Source organism: Achromobacter sp. NFACC18-2 (genome assembly GCF_900108985.1).
GTDB lineage: Bacteria > Pseudomonadota > Gammaproteobacteria > Burkholderiales > Burkholderiaceae_B > Achromobacter.
The window spans coordinates 281,276-302,427 of record NZ_FNYM01000006.1; the positions used below are offsets into that span (position 1 = coordinate 281,276).

The 21,152-nt window shown below is 66.0% G+C and carries 18 protein-coding genes; 10 read left to right on the plus strand and 8 right to left on the minus strand.

The features are described from left to right. Positions 1-72: 72 nt before the first annotated feature. The 4 genes from ubiA to BMW75_RS11840 all read left to right on the plus strand — a co-directional run bounded on the left by ubiA (position 73) and on the right by BMW75_RS11840 (position 3,455). Complete coding sequence (ubiA, locus tag BMW75_RS11825) at positions 73-999, plus strand: 4-hydroxybenzoate octaprenyltransferase (RefSeq protein ID WP_076521890.1); 927 nt, start codon at positions 73-75, stop codon at positions 997-999. 69 nt (positions 1,000-1,068) lie between these two features. Continuing rightward, on the plus strand, positions 1,069-1,473 hold the full coding sequence (locus tag BMW75_RS11830; protein ID WP_092579484.1) for a DUF1090 domain-containing protein: 405 nt from the start codon (positions 1,069-1,071) through the stop codon (positions 1,471-1,473). A 266-nt stretch (positions 1,474-1,739) separates the two neighbouring features. Continuing rightward, on the plus strand, positions 1,740-2,135 hold the full coding sequence (locus BMW75_RS11835) for a DUF4148 domain-containing protein (RefSeq protein WP_092579486.1): 396 nt from the start codon (positions 1,740-1,742) through the stop codon (positions 2,133-2,135). Between the two features lie 201 nt (positions 2,136-2,336). Continuing rightward, complete coding sequence (locus tag BMW75_RS11840; protein ID WP_092579488.1) at positions 2,337-3,455, plus strand: saccharopine dehydrogenase family protein; 1,119 nt, start codon at positions 2,337-2,339, stop codon at positions 3,453-3,455. A 30-nt stretch (positions 3,456-3,485) separates the two neighbouring features. On the opposite strand, the gene glcC is transcribed toward BMW75_RS11840, so the two are convergent. Beyond that, positions 3,486-4,250 (minus strand): transcriptional regulator GlcC, encoded by a 765-nt coding sequence (gene glcC / locus BMW75_RS11845; RefSeq protein ID WP_076518361.1) that lies wholly within the window; start codon positions 4,248-4,250, stop codon positions 3,486-3,488. Between the two features lie 237 nt (positions 4,251-4,487). Here glcC and BMW75_RS11850 point away from each other — a divergent pair, with 237 nt between their 5' ends. The 3 genes from BMW75_RS11850 (at position 4,488) to BMW75_RS11860 (ending at position 8,595) form a co-directional block, all read left to right on the plus strand. Next, positions 4,488-6,662 (plus strand): malate synthase G, encoded by a 2,175-nt coding sequence (locus BMW75_RS11850; protein ID WP_092579567.1) that lies wholly within the window; start codon positions 4,488-4,490, stop codon positions 6,660-6,662. A gap of 137 nt (positions 6,663-6,799) precedes the next feature. Continuing rightward, a complete protein-coding gene (locus BMW75_RS11855) occupies positions 6,800-7,417 on the plus strand; it encodes a TetR/AcrR family transcriptional regulator (RefSeq protein ID WP_092579490.1) in 618 nt (205 codons plus the stop codon). Between the two features lie 323 nt (positions 7,418-7,740). Beyond that, entirely contained in the window at positions 7,741-8,595 is an 855-nt protein-coding gene (locus tag BMW75_RS11860; protein WP_092579492.1) for a cysteine hydrolase family protein, read from the plus strand. 91 nt (positions 8,596-8,686) lie between these two features. Here BMW75_RS11860 and BMW75_RS11865 read toward each other — a convergent pair whose 3' ends face one another. The 4 genes from BMW75_RS11865 to BMW75_RS11880 all read right to left on the minus strand — a co-directional run bounded on the left by BMW75_RS11865 (position 8,687) and on the right by BMW75_RS11880 (position 11,351). Next, positions 8,687-9,283 (minus strand): TetR/AcrR family transcriptional regulator, encoded by a 597-nt coding sequence (locus BMW75_RS11865; RefSeq protein ID WP_092579494.1) that lies wholly within the window; start codon positions 9,281-9,283, stop codon positions 8,687-8,689. 151 nt (positions 9,284-9,434) lie between these two features. Next, positions 9,435-9,740 carry a DUF4148 domain-containing protein gene (locus tag BMW75_RS11870; RefSeq protein WP_092579496.1) on the minus strand — a complete coding sequence of 102 codons (306 nt, stop codon included), beginning with the start codon at positions 9,738-9,740 and terminating at the stop codon, positions 9,435-9,437. An 84-nt stretch (positions 9,741-9,824) separates the two neighbouring features. Continuing rightward, entirely contained in the window at positions 9,825-10,130 is a 306-nt protein-coding gene (locus tag BMW75_RS11875; RefSeq protein WP_076518356.1) for a DUF4148 domain-containing protein, read from the minus strand. Positions 10,131-10,373: 243 nt separating this feature from the next. Then, positions 10,374-11,351 (minus strand): helix-turn-helix transcriptional regulator, encoded by a 978-nt coding sequence (locus tag BMW75_RS11880; protein ID WP_092579498.1) that lies wholly within the window; start codon positions 11,349-11,351, stop codon positions 10,374-10,376. A 142-nt stretch (positions 11,352-11,493) separates the two neighbouring features. Between BMW75_RS11880 and BMW75_RS11885 the strand changes: the two genes are divergently transcribed. After that, positions 11,494-13,695 carry a TonB-dependent siderophore receptor gene (locus BMW75_RS11885; RefSeq protein ID WP_092579500.1) on the plus strand — a complete coding sequence of 734 codons (2,202 nt, stop codon included), beginning with the start codon at positions 11,494-11,496 and terminating at the stop codon, positions 13,693-13,695. A 15-nt stretch (positions 13,696-13,710) separates the two neighbouring features. Here the strand turns inward: BMW75_RS11885 and BMW75_RS11890 are convergent, their stop codons facing one another. Then, the gene (locus tag BMW75_RS11890) at positions 13,711-14,877 is read right to left on the minus strand and encodes a mandelate racemase/muconate lactonizing enzyme family protein (RefSeq protein ID WP_092579502.1); all 1,167 of its coding nucleotides are present in this window, start codon (positions 14,875-14,877) and stop codon (positions 13,711-13,713) included. Positions 14,878-14,993: 116 nt separating this feature from the next. Between BMW75_RS11890 and BMW75_RS11895 the strand changes: the two genes are divergently transcribed. After that, on the plus strand, positions 14,994-15,923 hold the full coding sequence (locus BMW75_RS11895) for a LysR family transcriptional regulator (protein ID WP_092579505.1): 930 nt from the start codon (positions 14,994-14,996) through the stop codon (positions 15,921-15,923). A 137-nt stretch (positions 15,924-16,060) separates the two neighbouring features. On the opposite strand, the gene ssb is transcribed toward BMW75_RS11895, so the two are convergent. Both ssb and BMW75_RS11905 read right to left on the minus strand, forming a co-directional pair. Further along, the gene (ssb, locus tag BMW75_RS11900; RefSeq protein ID WP_076518351.1) at positions 16,061-16,576 is read right to left on the minus strand and encodes a single-stranded DNA-binding protein; all 516 of its coding nucleotides are present in this window, start codon (positions 16,574-16,576) and stop codon (positions 16,061-16,063) included. A gap of 291 nt (positions 16,577-16,867) precedes the next feature. Continuing rightward, positions 16,868-18,052: an MFS transporter gene (locus tag BMW75_RS11905; RefSeq protein WP_092579507.1), complete on the minus strand. Its 1,185-nt coding sequence runs from the start codon at positions 18,050-18,052 to the stop codon at positions 16,868-16,870. 241 nt (positions 18,053-18,293) lie between these two features. On the opposite strand from BMW75_RS11905, the gene uvrA reads away from it, so the two are divergent. Next, a complete protein-coding gene (uvrA, locus tag BMW75_RS11910; RefSeq protein WP_092579509.1) occupies positions 18,294-21,149 on the plus strand; it encodes an excinuclease ABC subunit UvrA in 2,856 nt (951 codons plus the stop codon). The last annotated feature ends 3 nt before the right edge of the window (positions 21,150-21,152 follow it).

Genomic DNA, 21,152 nt, shown 5'->3' on the forward strand with positions numbered 1-21,152 from the left:
ATACCGGCCGGGCGCAATGCCCGGCCGTTGTTTTATGCTGTCGGCTTTCCCGACCGATTCCTGACCGTGACAGTGAGCGCTTCGCAACAATCCCCTACCGATCTCAGCGACATCGTCTTCACCGACTGGGTCGAACGCTGGCTGCCCAAGTCGTGGCGGCCCTATGCCCGCCTGTGCCGGCTGGACCGGCCCATCGGCACCTGGCTGACCCTGCTGCCGGCCATCGCCGCGCTGGTGCAGGCGGCGGGCGGGCTGCCCGACCTCAAGCGGCTCATCGTGTTCTCGCTGGGCGCGCTGCTGATGCGCGGCATTGGCTGCACCGTCAACGACATGTGCGACCGCAACTTCGACAAGCATGTGGAACGCACGCGCTTCCGTCCGTTGACGAGCGGCCAGTTGACGATGAAGAACGCCGTCTGGTTCCTGCTCGGCCAGTTGCTGGTCTGCGGGTCGCTGCTCTTCTTCCTGAACGACATGAGCCGCTGGCTGGCCGTCGCCGTGCTGCCGTTCGTCTTCATCTATCCCCTGTGCAAGCGCGTCACGTACTGGCCACAGGTGGTGCTGGGCATCTGCTTCAACTGGGGCATGCTGATGGCCTGGTCCGACACGCAGAACCACGTCCCGCTGGCCGCCATCGCCATGTGGCTGGGCGCGGTGCTGTGGCAGGTGGGGTACGACAGCATCTACGCCTACGTGGACGTGCGCGACGACCGCAGCCTGGGCCTGCACTCGACCGCCATGCGGTTTGGCGACCAGGGCAAGCTGTGGATCGGCGGGTTCTATCTGGGCACCGTGCTGCTGTGGGCCTGGGGCGGTCATGCCATGGGCTTGTCGTGGGCCTATCAGGTGGGGATGGCGGCCGTGGCCGCGCACCTCGCCTGGCAACTGAAGGTCTTCGACATCCAGCGCCCGGACCGCAATTTCATGCTGTTTCGCGCCAATCTGTGGCTGGGCGCCCTGCTGGTCGTGGCCGCGCTGGCGGGCGCGCTGATCCGCTGACGCGCATTTGCGGGCCTGCCGCGCTCGGGGGATGATGGTGCTTCCGCCCCACCGTCACGGAGACACCGCATGCCCGCAACGATCAAATCCCTGACTGCCGCCGCCGCCGCGTGCGCCCTTCTTGGCGCGCTGCCCGCACAGGCCGCCTCCGACTGCGCCGCGCTGCGCGGTTGCGCGGCCAAGTTCTGCCACATCGAAAACGACATCGCCGCCGCCCAGGCGCAGAACAATTCGCGCCGCGAGGCGGGCCTGCGCAAGGCGCTGGCCGAAGCCAAGGCCAACTGCACCGACAGCCGCCTGCAATCGCAGCGCGAAGCCGAGGTGCGCGAAAAGCAAGCCGACGTCGCCGAGCGGCAGGAGGAACTGAAGGAAGCGCGCGCCAAGGGCAAGCAGGACAAGATCGACAAGGCGCAGCGCAAGCTGCAAGAGGCGCAGGCCGACTACGACGCCGCACTGGCCGAGCTGAACCGCTGAAAAGGCGCGATACGCGCCGCCGCCTGGCCGGCCCGCGTCGGCCAGGAACATGACCTGTCACCCGGTGGAAATATCGCCATCCATGGTGCCAACATGGTTAATTCAAATCGATTAGCCATGATTTTGGAAAGATGTTTTCTGAGAATAAGGGTTTATCCCAGGGTTGTTTAGGCACAGAATGCCTCTCATCGGGACACAGCAAGCGAGCCCCAGGCAATTAGGCCAGCGGCTCGGATCCCAAGCTCACAAGACATCGGAGGTCTGCCATGAAAACCCTTGCTACCGCATTGATGTTGTCCATGTCCGTTCTGGCCGCTGGCGCCCAAGCCGCCGAAGCCGACCAGGGCCCCACCCGCGCCCAGGTCCAGGCCGAACTGCAACAAGCCAAGGCCTCGGGCCAATACACCTTCGGCGAAGAAGGCTACCCCGCCCCGATCGTGCAGAAGTCCAGCCTGTCCTCGCAACAAGTCCAAGCTGACCTGGCCCAGGCCAAGAACGCTGGCCAAGTCACCTTCGGCAACCTGGACTACCCGCCCGTCGCCGCGTCGGCAACCGCCACGTCGCTGACTCGCGCCCAGGTCGAATCGCAACTGGCCCAGGCCAAGGCGGAAGGCCTGGTGACCTTCGGCAACATGGACTACCCGCCCCAAATGGGCAGCTGATCGCATCGCCCGCTCGGGCGCGATTTGCCTCTCAAAGCCCTCCGGCCACAAGCCGGAGGGCTTTGTCATTGACGTTTCGACGTTCGATTTGGTCATAACGCCTGCAACTTAGGCCATTACGACACTTTTGCAGCTACAAATCGACAGCGCTCCCGCATAGGATGAGGCCACTTCCCTCCCCCACATTGCAGGAGCAGCACCATGTCCACGCACACCAAATCCATCGTCCTGCTGGGCGCCGGCAAGATCGGCTTTGCCATCGCCCTGATGCTGGAACGCAGCGGCGATTACACCGTCCTGGTCGCCGACCAGGACGCCGGGCGCCTCGCGGTGCTGGCCGAGCTGGGATGCGAAACGCGCCAGATCGGCGACGACGCCAGCGTGGCGCGGTGCATCGAAGGCGCCTACGCCGTGGTCAATGCGCTGCCGTTTCACCGCGCCATTGCGGTGGCGGGCCTATGCGCGAAGGCCGGCGTGCATTATTTCGACCTGACCGAGGACGTGGCCAGCACCCATGCCATCCAGGCGCTGGCCAAAGGCGTCAGCACGGTGCTCATGCCTCAATGCGGCCTGGCGCCGGGCTTCATCGGCATCGTCGGCAACGCGCTGGCGCGCCGTTTCGACACCCTGCTGGACCTGCGCATGCGCGTGGGCGCCCTGCCGCGTTATCCCTCCAACAGCCTGCGCTACAACCTGACGTGGAGCACCGAAGGGCTGATCAACGAATACTGCAACCCGTGCGAAGCCATCGTCGACGGTCAACTCACCAGCGTCCCCGCCCTGGAAGGCTACGAAACCTTCGCGCTGGACGGCGTGGAATACGAGGCCTTCAACACCTCCGGCGGCCTGGGCACCCTGCCCGCGACGCTGCTGGGCCGCGCGCGCAATGTGGATTACAAGTCGGTGCGCTATCCCGGCCACTGCAGCATCATGAAGCTGCTCCTCAATGACCTGCGGCTGCGCGACCGTCGCGACCTCCTCAAGGACATCTTCGAGTCGGCCATTCCCACCACCGAACAGGACGTGATCGTCATCCAGGCGTCGGCCTCCGGCTATCGCCGCGGCCGCCTGGAAGAAGAGTCCTACCCGATCCGCGTGTTCGGCGCGGAAGTCGATGGCCATCGCCTCAGCGCCATCCAGCTCTCGACCGCCGCGGGCATCTGCGCGGCGCTGGATCTGGTGGCCATGGGCGTGCTGCCGCAGCAGGGGTTCGTGGGCCAGGAAGCCATCGGCCTGGACGCGCTGTTGAGCAACCGCTTTGGCCGCATCTACGCGGGCAAGCCGCTGGCGCTGGCCGGTTGCGCGGTCGCCGACCGCTGACCGCGTCCAGGCGCTGCGCGCCGCGCGATGCTACGTCCAGCCTTCCAGGCGCAGCGTCGCGCGCACCAGGCGCTGCTCTTCCTGTTCGATATCGGACAGGCTCTGGCGCACGCTGTCCACGTGATCGGCCGCGGCCTTGCGCGCCTGCTCGGGCTGGCGTCCGATCACCGCGTTGAACAGCCGCGTGTGCTGGCGGTCGATCTGCCGCTTTTCGGGTTCGCGGTGGTACAGGTTGTTCACGCACGCAAACACCGAGCCCAGCAGCAGGTCCGTCAGCGATTGCAGCGTGTGCACCAGAACCGGATTGTGCGAGGCTTCGCAGATGGCCAGGTGGAAGGCATGGTCCAGATGCGCGTGCGTGGCGGTGTCGGTGGCCGCGCCCTGCGCCGACACCATCTCGTCATAGCGGCGCCGGATCATGATGAAGTCCGCTTCCGTGCCGCGGATGGCCGCCAGCCGCGCCGATTCGGCCTCGAGCAGCGACCGCACTTCCAGCAGGTCGTACAGGGTTCGCGGCTGCGAATTGAACAGGTGCATCAACGGCCCCGCGTCGACCTTCGAGATGCGCGCGACGAACGAACCCTTGCCCTGCGCCGTATGGATGATCTCGCGCGCGCGCAGCAGCTTCAGGCCCTCGCGCAGCGCCGTGCGCGAAACACCCAGCTTTTCTGTCAGGCGCCGTTCGGACGGCAGGGCCTGGCCGGCCTTGAGCACGCCGTCCAGAATCAGGCGCTCGATGCGTTCAGCCACTTCATCCGCCACCTGGCGGGGCCTTTCTTCAGTTTCCGCGTGCATGCGATCTCCGGACCAGTGGTATGACCATGCGGGGCCCGCGCTCGCGGGACATGGTCATGCCTCTGTAAGTGGCTGATATCAAACCATAAAAAGCGGACCTTTGCCCGGCAGCGGGCGAATAAACTGGTATGACCAGCGGGTTTTCGTATGGACATCGACGCGCACGCGAACGATGATGTCAGCACGCCTGGACCGGCGCGCCGCGCTGTCCATCCCTATTCATCGCCAGAGACCCGCATGACTCAACGCACCCAGCACCACGGCCTGCAAGTGGCGGCCGATCTCAGTCAATTCATCGAACAGGAAGCCCTGCCCGGCACCGGCCTGGATGCCGACGGCTTCTGGCAAGGCTTCGCCGCCCTGGTGCACGATCTGGCGCCGAAGAACCGCGCCCTGCTCGCCGAACGCGACCGGCTGCAGGCCGAGCTCGACGCCTGGCACCGCGCCCATCCCGGTCCCATCACGGACGCCGCCGCCTATCGCAAGTTCCTGGAGGGCATCGGCTACCTGCTGCCGCAGCCCGAGTCCGTCCGCGCCACCACCGACAACGTCGATACCGAGATCTCGCAACAAGCGGGCCCGCAGCTCGTCGTGCCGATGTCCAATCCGCGCTACGCGCTGAACGCCGCCAATGCGCGCTGGGGCAGCCTGTATGACGCCCTCTACGGCACCGATGCCATTCCGGCCACGCCCGGCGACACCGGCAAGGGCTACAACCCCGAACGCGGCGCAGCCGTCATCGCCCGCGCGCGCAGCTTCCTGGACACCGCCGCGCCGCTGGCGCAGGGCTCGCACGCCGATGCCCGCGGCTACACCGTCGAAGACGGCCAATTGCGCGTGGCGCTCGCCAGCGGCGCCACCGGCCTGAAGTCCGGCGCGCAGTTCGTCGGCTACCAGGGCGACGCCTCCGCCCCCACCGCAATCCTCCTCAAGAACAACGGCCTGCACTTCGAAATCCAGATCGACCCGGCCAGCCCCATCGGCAGCACGGACGCGGCGGGCGTGAAGGACGTGGTGGTCGAAGCCGCGCTCACCACCATTATGGACTGCGAAGACTCCGTCGCCGCCGTCGATGCCGACGACAAGGTGCAGATCTACCGCAACTGGCTCGGCCTGATGAAGGGCGACCTCACCGAAGAAGTCACCAAGGGCGGCAAGACCTTCACCCGCAAGCTCAATGCCGACCGCCGCTACACCCGTCCGGACGGCTCGCCCCTGAAGCTGCATGGCCGCTCGCTCATGTTCGTGCGCAACGTGGGACACCTGATGACCAACCCGGCCGTGCTGGACCGCGACGGCCAGGAGATTCCCGAAGGCATCCTGGACGCCGTCGTCACCAGCCTGGCCGCGCTGCATGACCGCCACAACAAGCTCAATTCGCGCACGGGTTCCGTGTACATCGTGAAGCCCAAGATGCACGGCCCCGCCGAGGCCGCGTTCGCCAACGAACTCTTCGACCGCGTCGAGGACCTGATCAAGGTGCCGCGCCACACCCTGAAAATGGGCATCATGGACGAAGAGCGCCGCACCAGCGTCAACCTCAAGGCCTGCATCCAGGCCGCGGCGTCGCGCGTGGCCTTCATCAACACGGGCTTTCTGGACCGCACCGGCGATGAAATGCACTCGGGCATGGAAGCCGGCCCCATGCTGCGCAAGGGCGACATGAAGTCCAGCGCCTGGATCGCCGCCTACGAACGCAACAACGTGCTGGTGGGCCTGGACTCGGGCCTGCGCGGCCGCGCCCAGATCGGCAAGGGCATGTGGGCCATGCCCGACCTGATGGCGGCGATGCTCGAGCAGAAGATCGCGCATCCCAAAGCCGGCGCCAACACCGCCTGGGTGCCGTCGCCCACGGCCGCCACGCTGCACGCGCTGCATTACCACCAGATCGACGTGCAGGCGGTCCAGCAGGAACTTGAACGCACCCGGCTGGACAGCGTGCGCGACGAACTCCTGGAGGGCCTGCTCTCGGTCCCGGTCGGCGATCCCTCCAAGTGGTCGGCCGCCGACATCCAGCAAGAGCTGGACAACAACGCGCAAGGCATCCTGGGCTACGTGGTGCGCTGGATCGACCAGGGCGTGGGCTGCTCCAAGGTGCCCGACATCCACAACGTGGGACTGATGGAAGACCGCGCCACGCTGCGGATTTCCAGCCAGCACATCGCCAACTGGCTGCGCCACGGCATCACCCACCGCGACCAGGTCATGGAAACCTTCCAGCGCATGGCCAAGGTGGTAGACGGCCAGAACGCGGGCGACCCGCTCTACCAGCCGATGGCGGGCAACTTCGATACGTCGCTGGCATTCAAGGCCGCATGCGCGCTGGTCTTTGAAGGGCTGACGCAGCCCAACGGCTACACCGAGCCCCTCCTGCACAAGTACCGCCTGGAATACAAGGCCGCGCGCGCCTGATTTCCCTCCCGTATTGGGATCTGCCAAGCCGGACAGCGATGCTGTCCGGCTTTTTCTTTGGCCCGATGTTGCGGCCCGATGTTGCGGCCCGATTTAAAAACCCGGGCATTTTCGCACGGTCGTGCTAAATTCCCCGCATGACAGCGAAAACCGAAAAAAGCGAACTGACCTTCGCGGCCATCGTGGACACGGCCCTGGACATGGCGGCCGCGCAAGGCATGGAAAGCCTTTCGCTGGGCCAGGTCGCCAAGCGGCTGGGCATCAGCAAGAGCGGCGTGTTCTCCCGCGTCGGCTCCCTTGAGGCCTTGCAACAGGCAGTCCTGGACGAATACGACCGGCGTTTCGTCGCGGCGGTCTTCACGCCCGCCATGGCCTATCCGCGCGGCCTGCCTCGCCTCAATGCCCTGGTGTCGCTGTGGATCGAACGCGCCAGCAACGTCGAGACGCTGACGGGCTGCATCTATGTCGCCGGCGCCTTCGAGTACGACGACGTCGACTCCCCGCTGCGCTCGGTGCTGGAACACAACCTGAGGCGCTGGCGCGTGGCGATGGTGCGCACCGTGGACCAGGCGCTGGAGGCCGGGCATCTGCGCCCGGACACCGATCCGCAGCAGCTCGTATTCGAGATCTACAGCCTGATGATCGGATTGATGCATGACGCCCGCTTCCTCCGGGACCCCAAGGCGCCGGAGCGCGTCAAGGCCGCCTACGAGCGGCTGATTTCCACGTATCGCAGCTTCAAGATCATCGAGTAGCCCCTGGTCCCCGCCGGCGCCGGCAGGTCGCCGGCCTTTCTTTCCCTTAATTTCGCACGATCGTGCGAATCTTGACAGGAGCAAGGCATGTGGATTCTTATTCCCCTGGGCGCAATCGGCGTTGCCGCCGTCATCTGGCGCCGCTGGCGCTCCCTGCTGCGCCAGCTTCCCGACCGCGCAGAGCATCTCGTGCTGTTCTGACCTGATGTTCTGACCTGATGTTCTGACCTGATGTGCTGACCTGCGGTTCTGACGAACTGTTCCAAGTGTTCTAAGGTCGGGGATCTCGTTCTATAGTCCGGTCTTCACCCTCCCGTCATGCCATGCCGCGCTCCATACACCTGCTGATCGTCGACCCGCAGAACGATTTCTGCGACCTGCCCGAAACGTATCTGCCCACGGATCCGCTCACCGGCCTTGCCCACCGGCCCGCGCTTCCGGTCGCGGGCGCGCACGCCGACATGCAACGGCTGGCGCGCTTTATCGATGCGACGGCGCACGCGCTCACCTCGATCACGGTCACGCTGGATTCGCACCATCGGCTGGACATCGCGCACCCGACCTTCTGGCGCGCGGGCAATGGCGACCCGGTCGCGCCGTTTACCCCCATCACGGCCGCCCAGTTGCGCGCCGGCGAATTCGTGCCGCGCCACGACGACGATCTGCCGCGCACGCTTGCGTACCTGGACGAACTCGAGGCCCGCGGGCGCTACACGCTGATGGCGTGGCCGGTCCACTGCGAGATCGGCACATGGGGGCACAACGTGCATGCCGACGTGCGCGCCGCCTACGGCCGCTGGGAAGAAGCGCGCCAGTTCATCGTGCGCAAGGTGCCCAAGGGCGCCAATCCCTGGACCGAACACTACAGCGCGCTCATGGCCGAAGTGCCCGACGCCGACGACCCGCGCAGCCAGCTCAATCGCGGCCTGCTCGATTCGCTGGACCGCGCCGACCTGATCCTGGTCGCGGGAGAAGCGGGCAGCCACTGCGTCAAGGCCACGGTCGAGCACCTGGCCGAGCACCTGCCCGGCGGCAACCTGTCGCGCATCGTGTTGCTGACCGACTGCATGAGTCCCGTCGCGGGCTTTGCCCAGGCGCAGGCGACGTTCCTGCAACGCATGCGGGACCTGGGCGTGCAGGAGCGCACCAGCACCGACATGGCGCGCGCGCTGGCGTAACGCCGTCCCGCGCGGCGCGCGCCCAATGACAACGGCCGCCTGCGTGGGCAAGGCGGCCGTGAAGGAGCGTGCGAAATGCAGCGGTTGGCGTTCAGGCCTCGTGCCCGGCCTTGCCGTCGCATTCGACGTAAAGCGCGCCGATCGCCTCGCACAACGCGGGCGGCTGCTGGAACAGGCGCGACACCAGCAGGCAGCCCTGGATCGTCGCGAACACGGCCCGCCCCGCAGCGTCGGGCGTGCCAGAAAACTTCAAGGTGCCTTGCGCGGCGCCTTCGGCCAATACGCGGGCCAGCCAGGCTTCGTGCGCGCGAAAGAACCCCTGCAGCGCGCCGCGGACCCGTTCGGACAGGCTCATCACGTCGGCAGCCAGCATGCCGCCCAGACAGAGTTCACCGGAACCGCACGCGGCCGATTCCATCATCGACAGATATTTATCAAGCTGCGCCTGCGCCGGCAATGACGTATCGATGGCGCGCACCGCGCCGAGCGCGCGCGTGCTGTAGGCCTCGACCGCTTCATACAGCAGGTCGTCCTTGCCGGGAAAATAGTAGTGGATGCTGGACGTCTTGACGCCCACATGTTCAGCCAGGTCGCGATAGCTGAAGCCGTTGCATCCGCGCATGCGGATCAGCTTCTCGGCGTGCGCCAGAAGCAGTTCGCGAGTGGTGTTGGAAGTCGGGGTATCCATGGCTGCATATTACCTACTAATAGATCGGTTCGTCATTGGGACGGTCCCTTATCGGCCTGGCCGAGAGGGCCGCTCAAGGCGCCCGACACTGCCTGCGGACCCCGGCCGGGATCGAGCCCGCCCCCGGGGTCCGCATCGATTGCCATCTGGCTCAGCCTTGCACGGGCGGGTAGTCCAGTTCGCCGGCGTCGGTCAGGCCTTGGGCGCGGGCAGCGGCCAGTTCCTGCTTGACCTGGGCACGGGTCTTGTCGCCGGCGTAGGCAAACGCGGTCGCGGCATAACCTTCTTCGCCGAACACCAGTTCGCCGTTGGCGCGGGCCTCAGCCAGTTCCTGCTGCACCTGGGCGCGGGTGACCGTGCTTTGGGTGTTCACGGCGGGCGGATAGTCCAGCTCGCCAGCCTGGGCGGCGCCGATGAAGGAAGCGGAAAGGATCAGGGCGGAAACGAGGGTCTTCATGAGGATTCTCCAGAAAGTGTGGGGTGATGCGTCGTGGTCGGATTAAAGCTATCTATATATAGATAGATACGAGGTCGAAGAAAATCAGCCTTGGACGGGCGGGTAGTCCAGTTCGCCACCTTCGGTCAGGCCCTGGGCGCGCGCGGCGGCCAGTTCTTGCTTGATCTGGGCGCGGGTCTTGTCGCCAGCCTGAGCGATCGGGGCGGCGGCGTAGCCTTCTTCACCGAACACCAGTTCACCGTTGGCGCGGGCTTCAGCCAGTTCCTGCTGCACTTGGGCACGGGTGACCGTGCTGTGCGTGTCCAGGGCGGGCGGATAGTCCAGTTCGCCGGCTTGGGCGGCGCCGATGAAGGAAGCGGAAAGAATCAGGGCGGATACGAGGGTCTTCATGGTCAATCTCCGAGTTGAAAGTTGCAGTGTGCGTTTCAGTTAGCTATCTACTTGTAGGTAGATGAAAAGAGAAATAAAAAAGCGGTCCTACTGTATTTCTGGTTTCGGCGCCGGGCGGTTTTGGTTGGGTGCGCTGCGTCGATGGATGAATCTTACCTACTACTAGATAGACAGCACAAGCCGGTAAAGTGAAACAATTTATGTCTGATTCGGAAATGCCACGGATCGGACCTTGCCGTCCCCTCACCAAGACCGCGGAGAAGCGCCGTACCGCGCCTTGAAGATCTTGCTGAAGTGGCTGAGGCTCGAATACCCCAGATCCCCGGCCGCCTGCGTCACGCTCATGCCGCCGCGCAGCAATTCGGCGGCTCTCGCCAGCCGCACGTCGCTCAGGTAAGCGTGCACCGATCGGCCCACGGTTTCCCGCATCAATTGCTGCAGGCGCTTTTCCGACAACCCCACCATCCGCGCCAGGCGGCCAGGCGGCCATTGCTCCGTACAGCGTTCGCGCAACAGCAGACAAGCTTCATGCAACCGCCGATGTTCCAGCCCGGCCAGGCTCTTCGGCAATTCGGGCACGGACAACAGTTGCACGAAGGCCGCCAGCATTTCCAATGACTTGGCGCGATACCAGAGCCGACGTGCTTCGGGCGCCGACGGCGCATCGCGGGAGACTGCGCCAGCCAACGCCAGCAGGCTGGCGGGCGCGTCCAGCGTGGCCACCAGCGAACCGTGCGCCGGCACACTCACATCGTGGGAAAACCGCTGCCGCAACAGGGCGATGGGCGCCGTATCGCCCGCCCGCGCCAACGCGTCTGGAGTAAAGCGGATATCCACCATTCGCACCCGCTGCTTCGCAAACAGATGCGTGGTCCAGCCCACCGCCTGCTCGTGGTTGAACAGCAAGGCCGCGCCGCCCGACAGGTTCAACGGCTTGCCTCCGTCCAGCGCCAGGATCGCGCCGCCCTCCAACCACACCTGCATGCCGAACACCGGCGCGCCGGGCGCCGGCAGGGTCAGCGCCCCCGAGGGGCAGCCATCCAGCACCACGACGCTGACGCCTTCCTCGACGCGATGCACGCACTGGATGACGTTTTCCCAGTCGTCGGTCTGAGGCACCGTCGGGAGTGTGCCGCGCCACCACTCGTGGGGCTTGGCAGGCGCGGTGTACGGATCGAGCAGAGGCACGACGGGCAAGGACGCAGGGACGCGGGCGGGCATGGATTACAGGCGCTTCGCGCCAAGTGCAGCAAAACCGTCAATCGGCGCCGGGAAATCGTCAGACACGCGGCGGCTCTTCTGGAATCATGCCGTCGCACAGGAATGATTCTTGTTAATTATAAATTGATCAAGAGGTATCAACGTGTCCTTTACCGTCAAGCCGCCCCCGTTGGCATTGCTCGCAGCCCTGGTCGCGTCCGCGCCGGTTGCCGCGCAAACGGCTCCCTCTGCCTCGGCGGGCGTCTCCACGCTGGCCCCGGTCCTGGTGCAGGGCACGACCGACGCCTCGGCGACGTCCGGCGGCGATTACGTCGCCACGCGCAGCCGATCCGGCACCAAGTCGGATGCCGCGTTGATCGACACGCCCCAGACCATCAATGTCATCACCCGGACGGAAATGGACCAGCGCGGCGTTACTTCCCTCGCGCAGGCCGTCCGCTACACGCCAGGGGTTTTCGCCCAGTACGGCGACAACGACGTGCGCTACGACTGGCTGACGATCCGCGGGTTCACCCCGTCGCGCTATCTGGACGGCCTGCTGCTGCCTTTCGGCGCACGCGGCTATGCCCAGCCGCGCATCGACACCTATGGACTGGAACGGATAGAGATCCTGAAGGGGCCTTCGTCCGGCCTGTATGGCCAAAGCGCTCCGGGCGGCCTGGTGAACATGACCAGCAAACGCCCCACCGCCGAACCGTTCAATGAAGTGGTCCTGCAGGCCGGCAGCTTCAACCGGTATCAAGGGTCGTTCGATTTCTCGGGCCCGGCCGACGAGGCGGGCCAGTTGCTGTACCGCCTGACCGGCACATTGCGCGACAGCGACACGCAGTACCAGCACGTCGACGACGACCGCCAATTCATCGCCCCCAGCTTCACCTGGCGCCCATCGTCCGACACCAGCCTGAACATCAGTGCGCAATACCAGAAGATCACCAGCCACGGCGGCGGCGGCGCGCCCGTGCTGCCGGTCATCGGGACACTGGAGAAAAGCAGCGCCGGCTACATTCCCCGCGACCGCTTCGTCGGCGAACCTGGCTACGACATTTTCACCAATGAACAGACCATGGTCGGCTATACGCTGGACCACCGCGTGAACGACACATGGAGCCTGCGGCAAAGCGCGCGCTACACCAACGTCGACACCAACACGCGCCGGGTGCAGATCGGCGCCATGGTGTCGGAGACGCAGGCCATCCGCTACGCCTGGGCCTTCCCCGAGACGTCGCATGCGTTCCAGATCGACAACCAGGTGAATGCCAAATTCACGGCCGGCCCGACGCGCCACGACCTCACGATGGGCCTGGATTATCTGCGGGAAAAATCGCGCTACAACGAAAGCAGCCTGGGCCTGATGATGCCCCCGGCCTATCCGCTGTTCGACGTCTTCGACCCCGTCTACGGAGCGTCGGTGACGCGCCCACCCACGGCCACCAAGATCAACATGACACGCAGCCAGATCGGCGTCTACGCGCAAGACCAGATCGAACTCGACCGGCTGCTGCTTACGCTCGCCGGCCGCTACGACTGGACCGACGGCACGACCGACACCGGCGCGCGCGGCAGCGCCGGCCAATGGAACTGGTCCTCCCGGGATGCCGATGCCAACCGTTTCACCGGCCGTCTCGGCGTCACGTATCGCTTTGACAACGGCCTGGCGCCCTACCTGAGCTACTCCACGTCGTTCCAGCCCGTGACGGGCGTCATGCGCGACGGCTCGCCCCTCAAGCCCACGACCGGCGAACAATATGAGGCCGGCGTGAAATTCCAGCCCAACGGCTACGCCAGCTTCGTGACGCTGTCGGCGTTTCAGATCAACCAGAACAACGTCAGCACGCCGGACCCGGTCAACACCAGCTTTGTCGTGCAGACCGGCCAGGTTCAGGTGCAAGGCATCGAGCTGGAAGGCAAGGCCAGTTTCGACAACGGCCTGGACCTGACCCTGTCCTATGCGCTCAGCGACAGCGAGATCACCCAGAGCAACGTTGCCGCGCAACGCGGCAATCAACTGAACTTCGTGCCGCGCCACCAGGCGGCGCTATGGGCCGACTACACCCTGCGCGACGGTCCGTTGCAGGGGGTCGGCCTGGGCGCGGGCGTGACGTACCGGGGCGGCTTTTACGGCGACCTGAACAACAACTACGCCATTCCGGCCGTCACCCTGGTCGATGCCGCCATCCGCTACGACCTGGGCCGCGCCAGCCCTGCGCTCGCTGGCGCGCAGGTGGCCTTGAACGTCTCCAATCTGTTCGACAAACGCTACGTCGCCAACTGCCTGGGTACGGCCGTGAGCTGCTACTGGGGCGCGGAACGCACGGTCATGGCGACCTTGCGGTATCGCTGGTGATGCCCGGGCCCGGACTCACGACGAGAGCTCCCGCATGACGGCATAGAGATCCGCCTTGCCCTCGAAGCCGATGCCCGGCAGATCGGGCATCGTCACGTAGCCGCCTTCCACCTTGACGCCATCCGGGAAGCCGCCGAACGGCTGGAACAGGTCGGGATAGCTCTCGTTGCCGCCCAGGCCCAGGCCCGCCGCGATGTTCAGCGACATCTGGTGCCCGCCATGCGGCACGCACCGGCTGGCCGACCAGCCATGCTGGCGCAGCATCGCCAGCGTGCGCAGGTACTCCACCAGGCCATAGCTGAGCGCGCAGTCGAACTGGAGGTAATCGCGGTCGGGGCGCATGCCGCCATAACGGATCAGGTTGCGCGCGTCCTGCATCGAGAACAGGTTTTCGCCCGTGGCCATCGGCTTGTCGTAGTAATTGCGCAGCGTCGCCTGCAGCTCGAAATCCAGCGGATCGCCCGCCTCTTCATACCAGAAGAGGTCGTACTGCGACAGCGCCTTGGCGTAGGCGATGGCGGTGTCCAGGTCGAAGCGGCCATTCGCGTCGACGGCCAGTTTCTGCCCATCCTGCAACACGCTCAGCACCGAATCGATGCGGCGCAGGTCCTCGTCCAGCGACGCGCCGCCGATCTTCTTTTTCACCACCGTATAGCCGCGATCAAGGTAGCTGCGCATCTCGTCCTTGAGCTTGGCGTGGTCCTGCCCCGGGTGGTAATACCCGCCCGCGGCGTACACAAACACCCGGCGATCCGGCTGGCCATTGCCATAGCGCTCGGCCAGCAACTGGAACAGCGGCTTGCCTTCGATCTTCGCGACCGCGTCCCACACCGCCATGTCGATGGTGCCGATCGCGACCGAACGCTCGCCGTGGCCGCCGGGCTTCTCGTTCTTGAACATGGCGTCCCAGACCTTGTGCGGATCCAGGTTGCGTCCGGTGGCGTCGACCAGCGAATCCGGGTCTGCCTCCAGCACGCGCGGAATGAACCGCTCGCGCATCAGCTTGCCCTGCCCGTAGCGGCCGTTCGAATTGAAGCCGTAGCCGACCACCGGCTTGCCGTCGCGGATCACGTCGGTGATCACGGCCACCAGGCTCAGCGTCATCTTGCTGAAGTCGATATAGGCGTTGCGGATGGGCGAACTGATGGGCAGGGTCTGCTCGCGGATGTCGACGATTCTCATGGCTTGTCTCCGATTCTCAGGGCTGGCCTCCGTCAGGGGCGGCCGGGGGAATCGATAGGTTAGAGGCGCCAGCCTGGCCTAGAATTCACTCATATTCATTTGATTATTAACTTTCAGTGAAAGCCGACCTGGCCTCCGAGCTGCAGTTCTTCGTGCTGATCGCCCGGCAGGGCAGTCTGTCGGCCGCGGCGCGGCAGTTGGACCTGACGCCGCCTGCAGCCACCAAGCGACTGGCGCTGATGGAAAAGCGCCTGGGCGTGCGGCTGGTCAACCGGACCACGCGCAGCATCAGCCTGACCAACGAAGGCGAGACCTATCTCGCCTACGCCACGCGGATCCTGGCCGACCTGCGCGAAATGGAAGACGTGGTTTCCCGCAGCAGCGCCCAACCGCGCGGCCTCATCCGCGTCAATGCCACGCTGGGCTTTGGCCGCACGACCATCGCGCCGCTGGTGTCCGAGTTCGCGAAACGCTTTCCGCAGGTCCAGGTCGAGCTGGACGTGACGGACAGGCCCGTCGACCTGGTGGAAGGCGGCTTCGACCTGGCCATCCGCTTCGGAACGCTGCCCGACAAACGCCTCGCCGCCCGGCGCATCATGACCAACCGCCGCTTCCTGTGCGCCTCGCCGCGCTACCTTCAAACCCACGGCACGCCGGCCGCCTTGGCCGACCTAGCGCATCACCACTGCATCCTCCACCGGCAGAACGACGAGGCGCACGGCGTCTGGCGCTTCACGCACAAGGGCCGCGTCGAAGTGGTGAAAGTCGAAGGCGGCCTGTCCAGCAACGACGGCGACATCGTGCTGGGCTGGGCGCTGGATGGACACGGCATCCTCATCCGATCGGAATGGGATCTGGCCAAGTACCTGGAAAGCGGCAGGCTGCGGGTGGTGCTGCCGGACTTCACGCTGCCCTCGGCCGACCTGTTCGTCTACTACCCGCAACGCCGCAACCAGACGGCGAGGACGCGCGCGTTCATCGATTTTCTGGTCGAGGCGTTCCAGCCGGGCGCAACGGGCGCCGTGGCGGGCAGGCCGGGGCCGTAACAGACCCGGGAGCGCCGAACCGCCCCCGGCACGATCCGAACCGCCAAATGAAAACCCCCGGTATTTCCAGGAGGAAAGCCGGGGGTCGCATGCCCTGCTTCGCGGCGCGAAGGCAGGACGGTGAGACGATTAGACGGTCAGAACGGAATGTCGTCGTCCATATCCGCAAGATTGGCGCCGCTGCTGGCCGGGGCCGCCGCGGGTGCCGGACGCTGCTGGGGCGCAGGACGCTGCGCCGGGGCGGCGCGCTGCTGGCGCGGCGCGTCGTCGTAGCCGCCACCGCCGTAGCTGCCGCCACCACCGCCGCCGCCGTCTTCGCGGCCGCCCAGCATCTGCATCTGGTCGGCGACGATTTCGGTGCTGTAGCGGTCAGCGCCGGTGTCCTTGTCTTGCCACTTGCGCGTCTTGAGACGGCCTTCGATGTACACCGAGCGGCCCTTCTTCAGGTATTCGCCGGCGATTTCCGCCAGGCGGTTGTACATGACGACGCGGTGCCATTCGGTTTCTTCGCGCTTCTCGCCGCTGGCCTTGTCCTTCCAGGAGGAGGTCGTGGCGATCGACATATTGCAGATTGCCGCCCCGTCGGGGCTGTAGCGGACTTCCGGGTCGCGACCCAGATTGCCCACGAGTATGACTTTGTTAACCGATGCCATGCCGATGTCCCTCTGTTGTTGACAGCCTGCGCCTGTGCGTTGCCGCGAGCGCGCCGGCAACAACATAAAAAGCGATGTTGAAGACGGCTTCATGAAACTCGCCGGTCATCATAGCGATGACCGGCGATGCCAGGTGAAGCCCGTGTTGATCCGTATTATCGACGAAAGCGCGCCCCGCGCCAAACGGGATCCGTGACAAAACGCTCACCCCTGGCAAACGAATTCGCCGCTGTTGGACGCCGTTCGCGGCCAGATCGGCGACTTTCCCTGACCGCGGGAAAGCCCCAGCCATCAGGCCAGCGGCCGCAGCGCCCAGGTGACCGCCAGCCAGATCGCCGACAGGACCGCCGCGGCGACGAACACCGCGCTGGAACCCGAGTTCGCCGCCAGCCAACCGCCCAGGGCGCCGCCCGTGAACAGGCCCGCGGCCTGCGCGGTGTTGTAGAAGCCCAGCGCCAGCCCCTTGTAGGCCTGCGGCGCCACGCGCGAGACCAACGAGGGCTGCAGGGCCTCCAGCACGTTGAAGGCCACGAAAAAGCCCGTCAGCGCCACGGCCAGTGAGTAAAAACCGTGGCTGGCAGCCGGCAGCAGCGCGCATACCAGCACCAGGCCGGCTACCGACGCGCGCAAGGCGCCGCGATGCGCCCGGCGCTTTTCCGCGACAAACACCACGGGCACCATCAGCACGAAGGACACCAGGATGACCGGCAAGTAGACCTTCCACAGGTCGCGCGCGTCCAGCCCGCCCACTTTCGCCAGCAGCGCGGGCACCACGACGAACAGCGACACCTGGATCAGGTGCAGCACGAAGACACCGAAATTCAGGCGCAGCAGGTCGCGATGGGTCAGGACTTCCCGGGGCTTGGCGGCCTGCATGGTGCGGGCCTGCGTGCGGGGCACCACCGGCACCACCCAGCGCGCCACGGCCAGGCAGATGACGCCCAGGCAGGCGATGGTCCAGAACAGGCCCGACAGCCCCCACCACCCCACCAGCACAGGCGAGAGCACCAGCGATACGGCAAAAGACAGGCCGATCGACGCGCCCACCATGGCCATCGCGCGCGTGCGCACCTCGTCGCGGGTGGCGTCGGCCAGCCAGGCGGTGACGGCGGCCGATATGGCGCCGGCGCCCTGGATGGCGCGGCCTATCGTGATCCAGAAGACGTCCGTGGCCTGCGCACAGACGACGCTGCCCGCCACGAAGAGCAGCAGGCCGAACAGCACGACGGGGCGGCGCCCCCAGCGGTCGGACGCAAGGCCGAAGGGGATCTGCATGAAGGCCTGGGTCAGGCCGTACATGCCCAGCGCCAGGCCGACCCGGGCCGGATCATCGCCGCCCGGCATGCCGCTTGCGGCAACGGCGAACACGGGCAGCAACAGGAACAGTCCCAGCATCCGCGCGGCGAACAGGCCGGCCAGGGCCACGCTGGCGCGGCGCTCGGAAGGGGTCAATTTCAGTTTTTTATCTGCCGGCATGCGGAAATTTCAACAATGACTAGGGCGGCGCGCATGCGTCTCATGTCATACGCTCACGGTCTGATTCTTGCGGTGCGGCGCCGGCCTCGGCTCAGTCCAACCATGCGGACGACCTTGAACGCCAGAGGATTCGGCGCGCTATAGTACCAAGTTGGCCTTTGAATCCGCTGAAATCCGCCCAAAAGGCGCACGGGCTCAAAGGCGCCATCGACGACGCAACTGGACGTTAACCAATACCGACGTGACCATACGCATCCGGGGTGCCCGCACCCACAATCTCAAGAACGTCTCCCTGGACCTGCCGCGCCACAAGCTGGTGGTCGTCACGGGCCTGTCCGGGTCGGGCAAATCCTCGCTGGCGTTCGACACGCTGTATGCGGAGGGCCAGCGGCGCTACGTGGAAAGCCTTTCCGCCTACGCCCGCCAGTTCCTGCAACTGATGGACAAACCGGACGTGGATCTCATCGAAGGCCTGTCCCCGGCCATCTCGATCGAGCAGAAGGCCGCGGGGCACAATCCCCGCTCCACCGTCGGCACCATCACGGAAATCCACGATTACCTGCGCCTCCTTTACGCCCGGGTCGGCACGCCCTACTGCCCCGACCACGGCCTGCCGCTGCAGGCCCAGAGCGTCAGCCAGATGGTGGACGCGGTGCTGGGCTGGACGCCCGAGACGCGGCTGGCCGTGCTGGCCCCCATCGCGCGCGGCAAGAAAGGCAGCTTCGAGGACGAATGCGCCAGCCTGCAGGCGCAAGGCTACGTGCGCCTGCGCGTCGACGGCCAGATGATGGAAATCGACGGCATGGCGCCGCTCAAGAAGACCGAGAAGCACGACATCGACGTCGTGATCGACCGGCTGCGCATCCGGCCCGAAGGCAAGCAGCGCCTGGCCGAAAGCTTCGAGACCGCGCTACAGCTTGCCGAAGGCCGCGCGCTGGCGCTGGACATGGACAGCGAACGCGAACAGGTCTTCTCCAGCCGCTATGCCTGCCCGGTGTGCAGCCACAGCCTGCCCGAGCTGGAGCCGCGCCTCTTCAGCTTCAACAATCCCATGGGCGCCTGCCCCAGTTGCGACGGCATCGGCCAGGTCGGCTTCTTCGATCCCAAGCGGGTCGTCGCCTTTCCGGAACTGAGCCTGGCGGCCGGCGCGATCCGCGGTTGGGACCGTCGCAACGCGTTCACGCACTCGCTGCTGACCAGTCTTGCGGCCCACTACGAATTCGACATCGAGGCGCCCTTCGAGGACCTGCCCGAAGCGCTGCGCGACAAGGTGCTGTACGGTTCCGGCGATGAAGAGATTTCGTTCCTCTACCTGAACGAGAAAGGCCGCAGCACGGTCAAGCGCCACACCTTCGAAGGCGTGATCCCGAACCTGGAGCGCCGCTGGCGCGAAACGGACTCGGCGACCGTGCGCGAAGAACTGGGCAAATACCGCAACATCAAGACCTGCCCGGACTGCGCCGGCTCGCGCCTGCGTCCCGAAGCGCGCAACGTGCTGATCGGCCATGACCCGCGCGGCGGCGAGCGCCACGGCCAGGCCATCTACGAAGTCGAGGCCATGCCGTTGTCGAGCTGCCTGGACTGGTTCCGCAACCTGAGCCTGACCGGCGCCAAGCAGGAGATCGCGCAACGCATCGTGCGCGAGATCGAGGCGCGCCTGAGCTTCCTGAACAACGTCGGCCTGAACTACCTGTCGCTGGACCGCAGCGCGGACACGATCTCCGGCGGCGAGGCGCAGCGCATCCGGCTGGCCAGCCAGATCGGCTCGGGCCTGACCGGCGTGATGTACGTGCTGGACGAGCCCTCCATCGGCCTGCACCAGCGCGACAACGACCGCCTGATCGGCACCCTGCAGCACCTGCGCGACCTCGGCAACAGCGTCATCGTCGTCGAGCACGACGAAGACATGATCCGCATGGCGGACTGGGTCGTGGACATGGGCCCCGGCGCCGGCGAACACGGCGGCGAGGTCGTCGCCCAGGGCGACCCCGACACCGTGCAGCGCGATCCCAATTCGCTGACGGGCCAGTACCTGAGCGGCGCCCGCGCCATCGCCATCCCGAAGCGCCGGCCGGTCGATGACGAACTGCCCTGGCTGACGCTCACCGGCGCCAGCGGCAACAACCTGAAGGACGTGGAGCTGCGCGTGCCCGCGGGGCGCCTGGTCTGCGTGACGGGCGTGTCCGGTTCGGGCAAATCCACGCTCATCAACGATACGCTGGCGGTGGCCGTGTCGCGCCAGCTCCATCACGCGCAAAGCGAGCCCGCGCCTTATGTGTCGATGCAGGGCCTGGAGCATTTCGACAAGATCATCAGCGTCGACCAAAGCCCCATCGGCCGCACGCCGCGCAGCAACCCGGCCACTTATACGGGCCTGTTCACGCCGATCCGCGAGCTTTTCGCCGGCGTGCCGGAAGCGCGCACGCGCGGCTACGATCCCGGCCGGTTCAGCTTCAACGTCAAGGGCGGTCGCTGCGAAGCCTGCCAGGGCGATGGCGTGGTCAAGGTCGAGATGCACTTCCTGCCCGACATGTACGTGCCCTGCGACGTCTGCCATGGCAAGCGCTACAACCGCGAAACGCTCGAGATCCGCTACCGCGGCCGCAACATCAGCGAAGTGCTGGACCTGACCGTGGAGCAGGCGCTCGAATATTTCGAATCGGTGCCGGCCATCTCGCGCAAGCTGCACACGCTTATCGACGTGGGTCTGTCGTACATCCGCCTGGGCCAGAGCGCGACCACGCTGTCGGGCGGCGAGGCGCAGCGCGTGAAGCTGTCGCAGGAGCTGTCGCGCCGCAGCACCGGCCGCACGCTGTACATCCTGGACGAGCCCACCACCGGCCTGCATTTCCGCGATATCGAACTGCTGCTGCAGGTTCTCAACCAACTGGTCGACGCCGGCAACACCGTGCTCATCATCGAGCACAACCTGGACGTCATCAAGACGGCCGACTGGGTGGTCGACATGGGTCCCGAGGGCGGCGACGGCGGCGGCCGCGTCGTGGCGCAAGGCACGCCGGAGACGGTCGCGGCCGCAACGGCCAGCCACACCGGCCAGTACCTGGGCAAGCTCCTGCGCCGCAAGCCGGGCGACTGATCA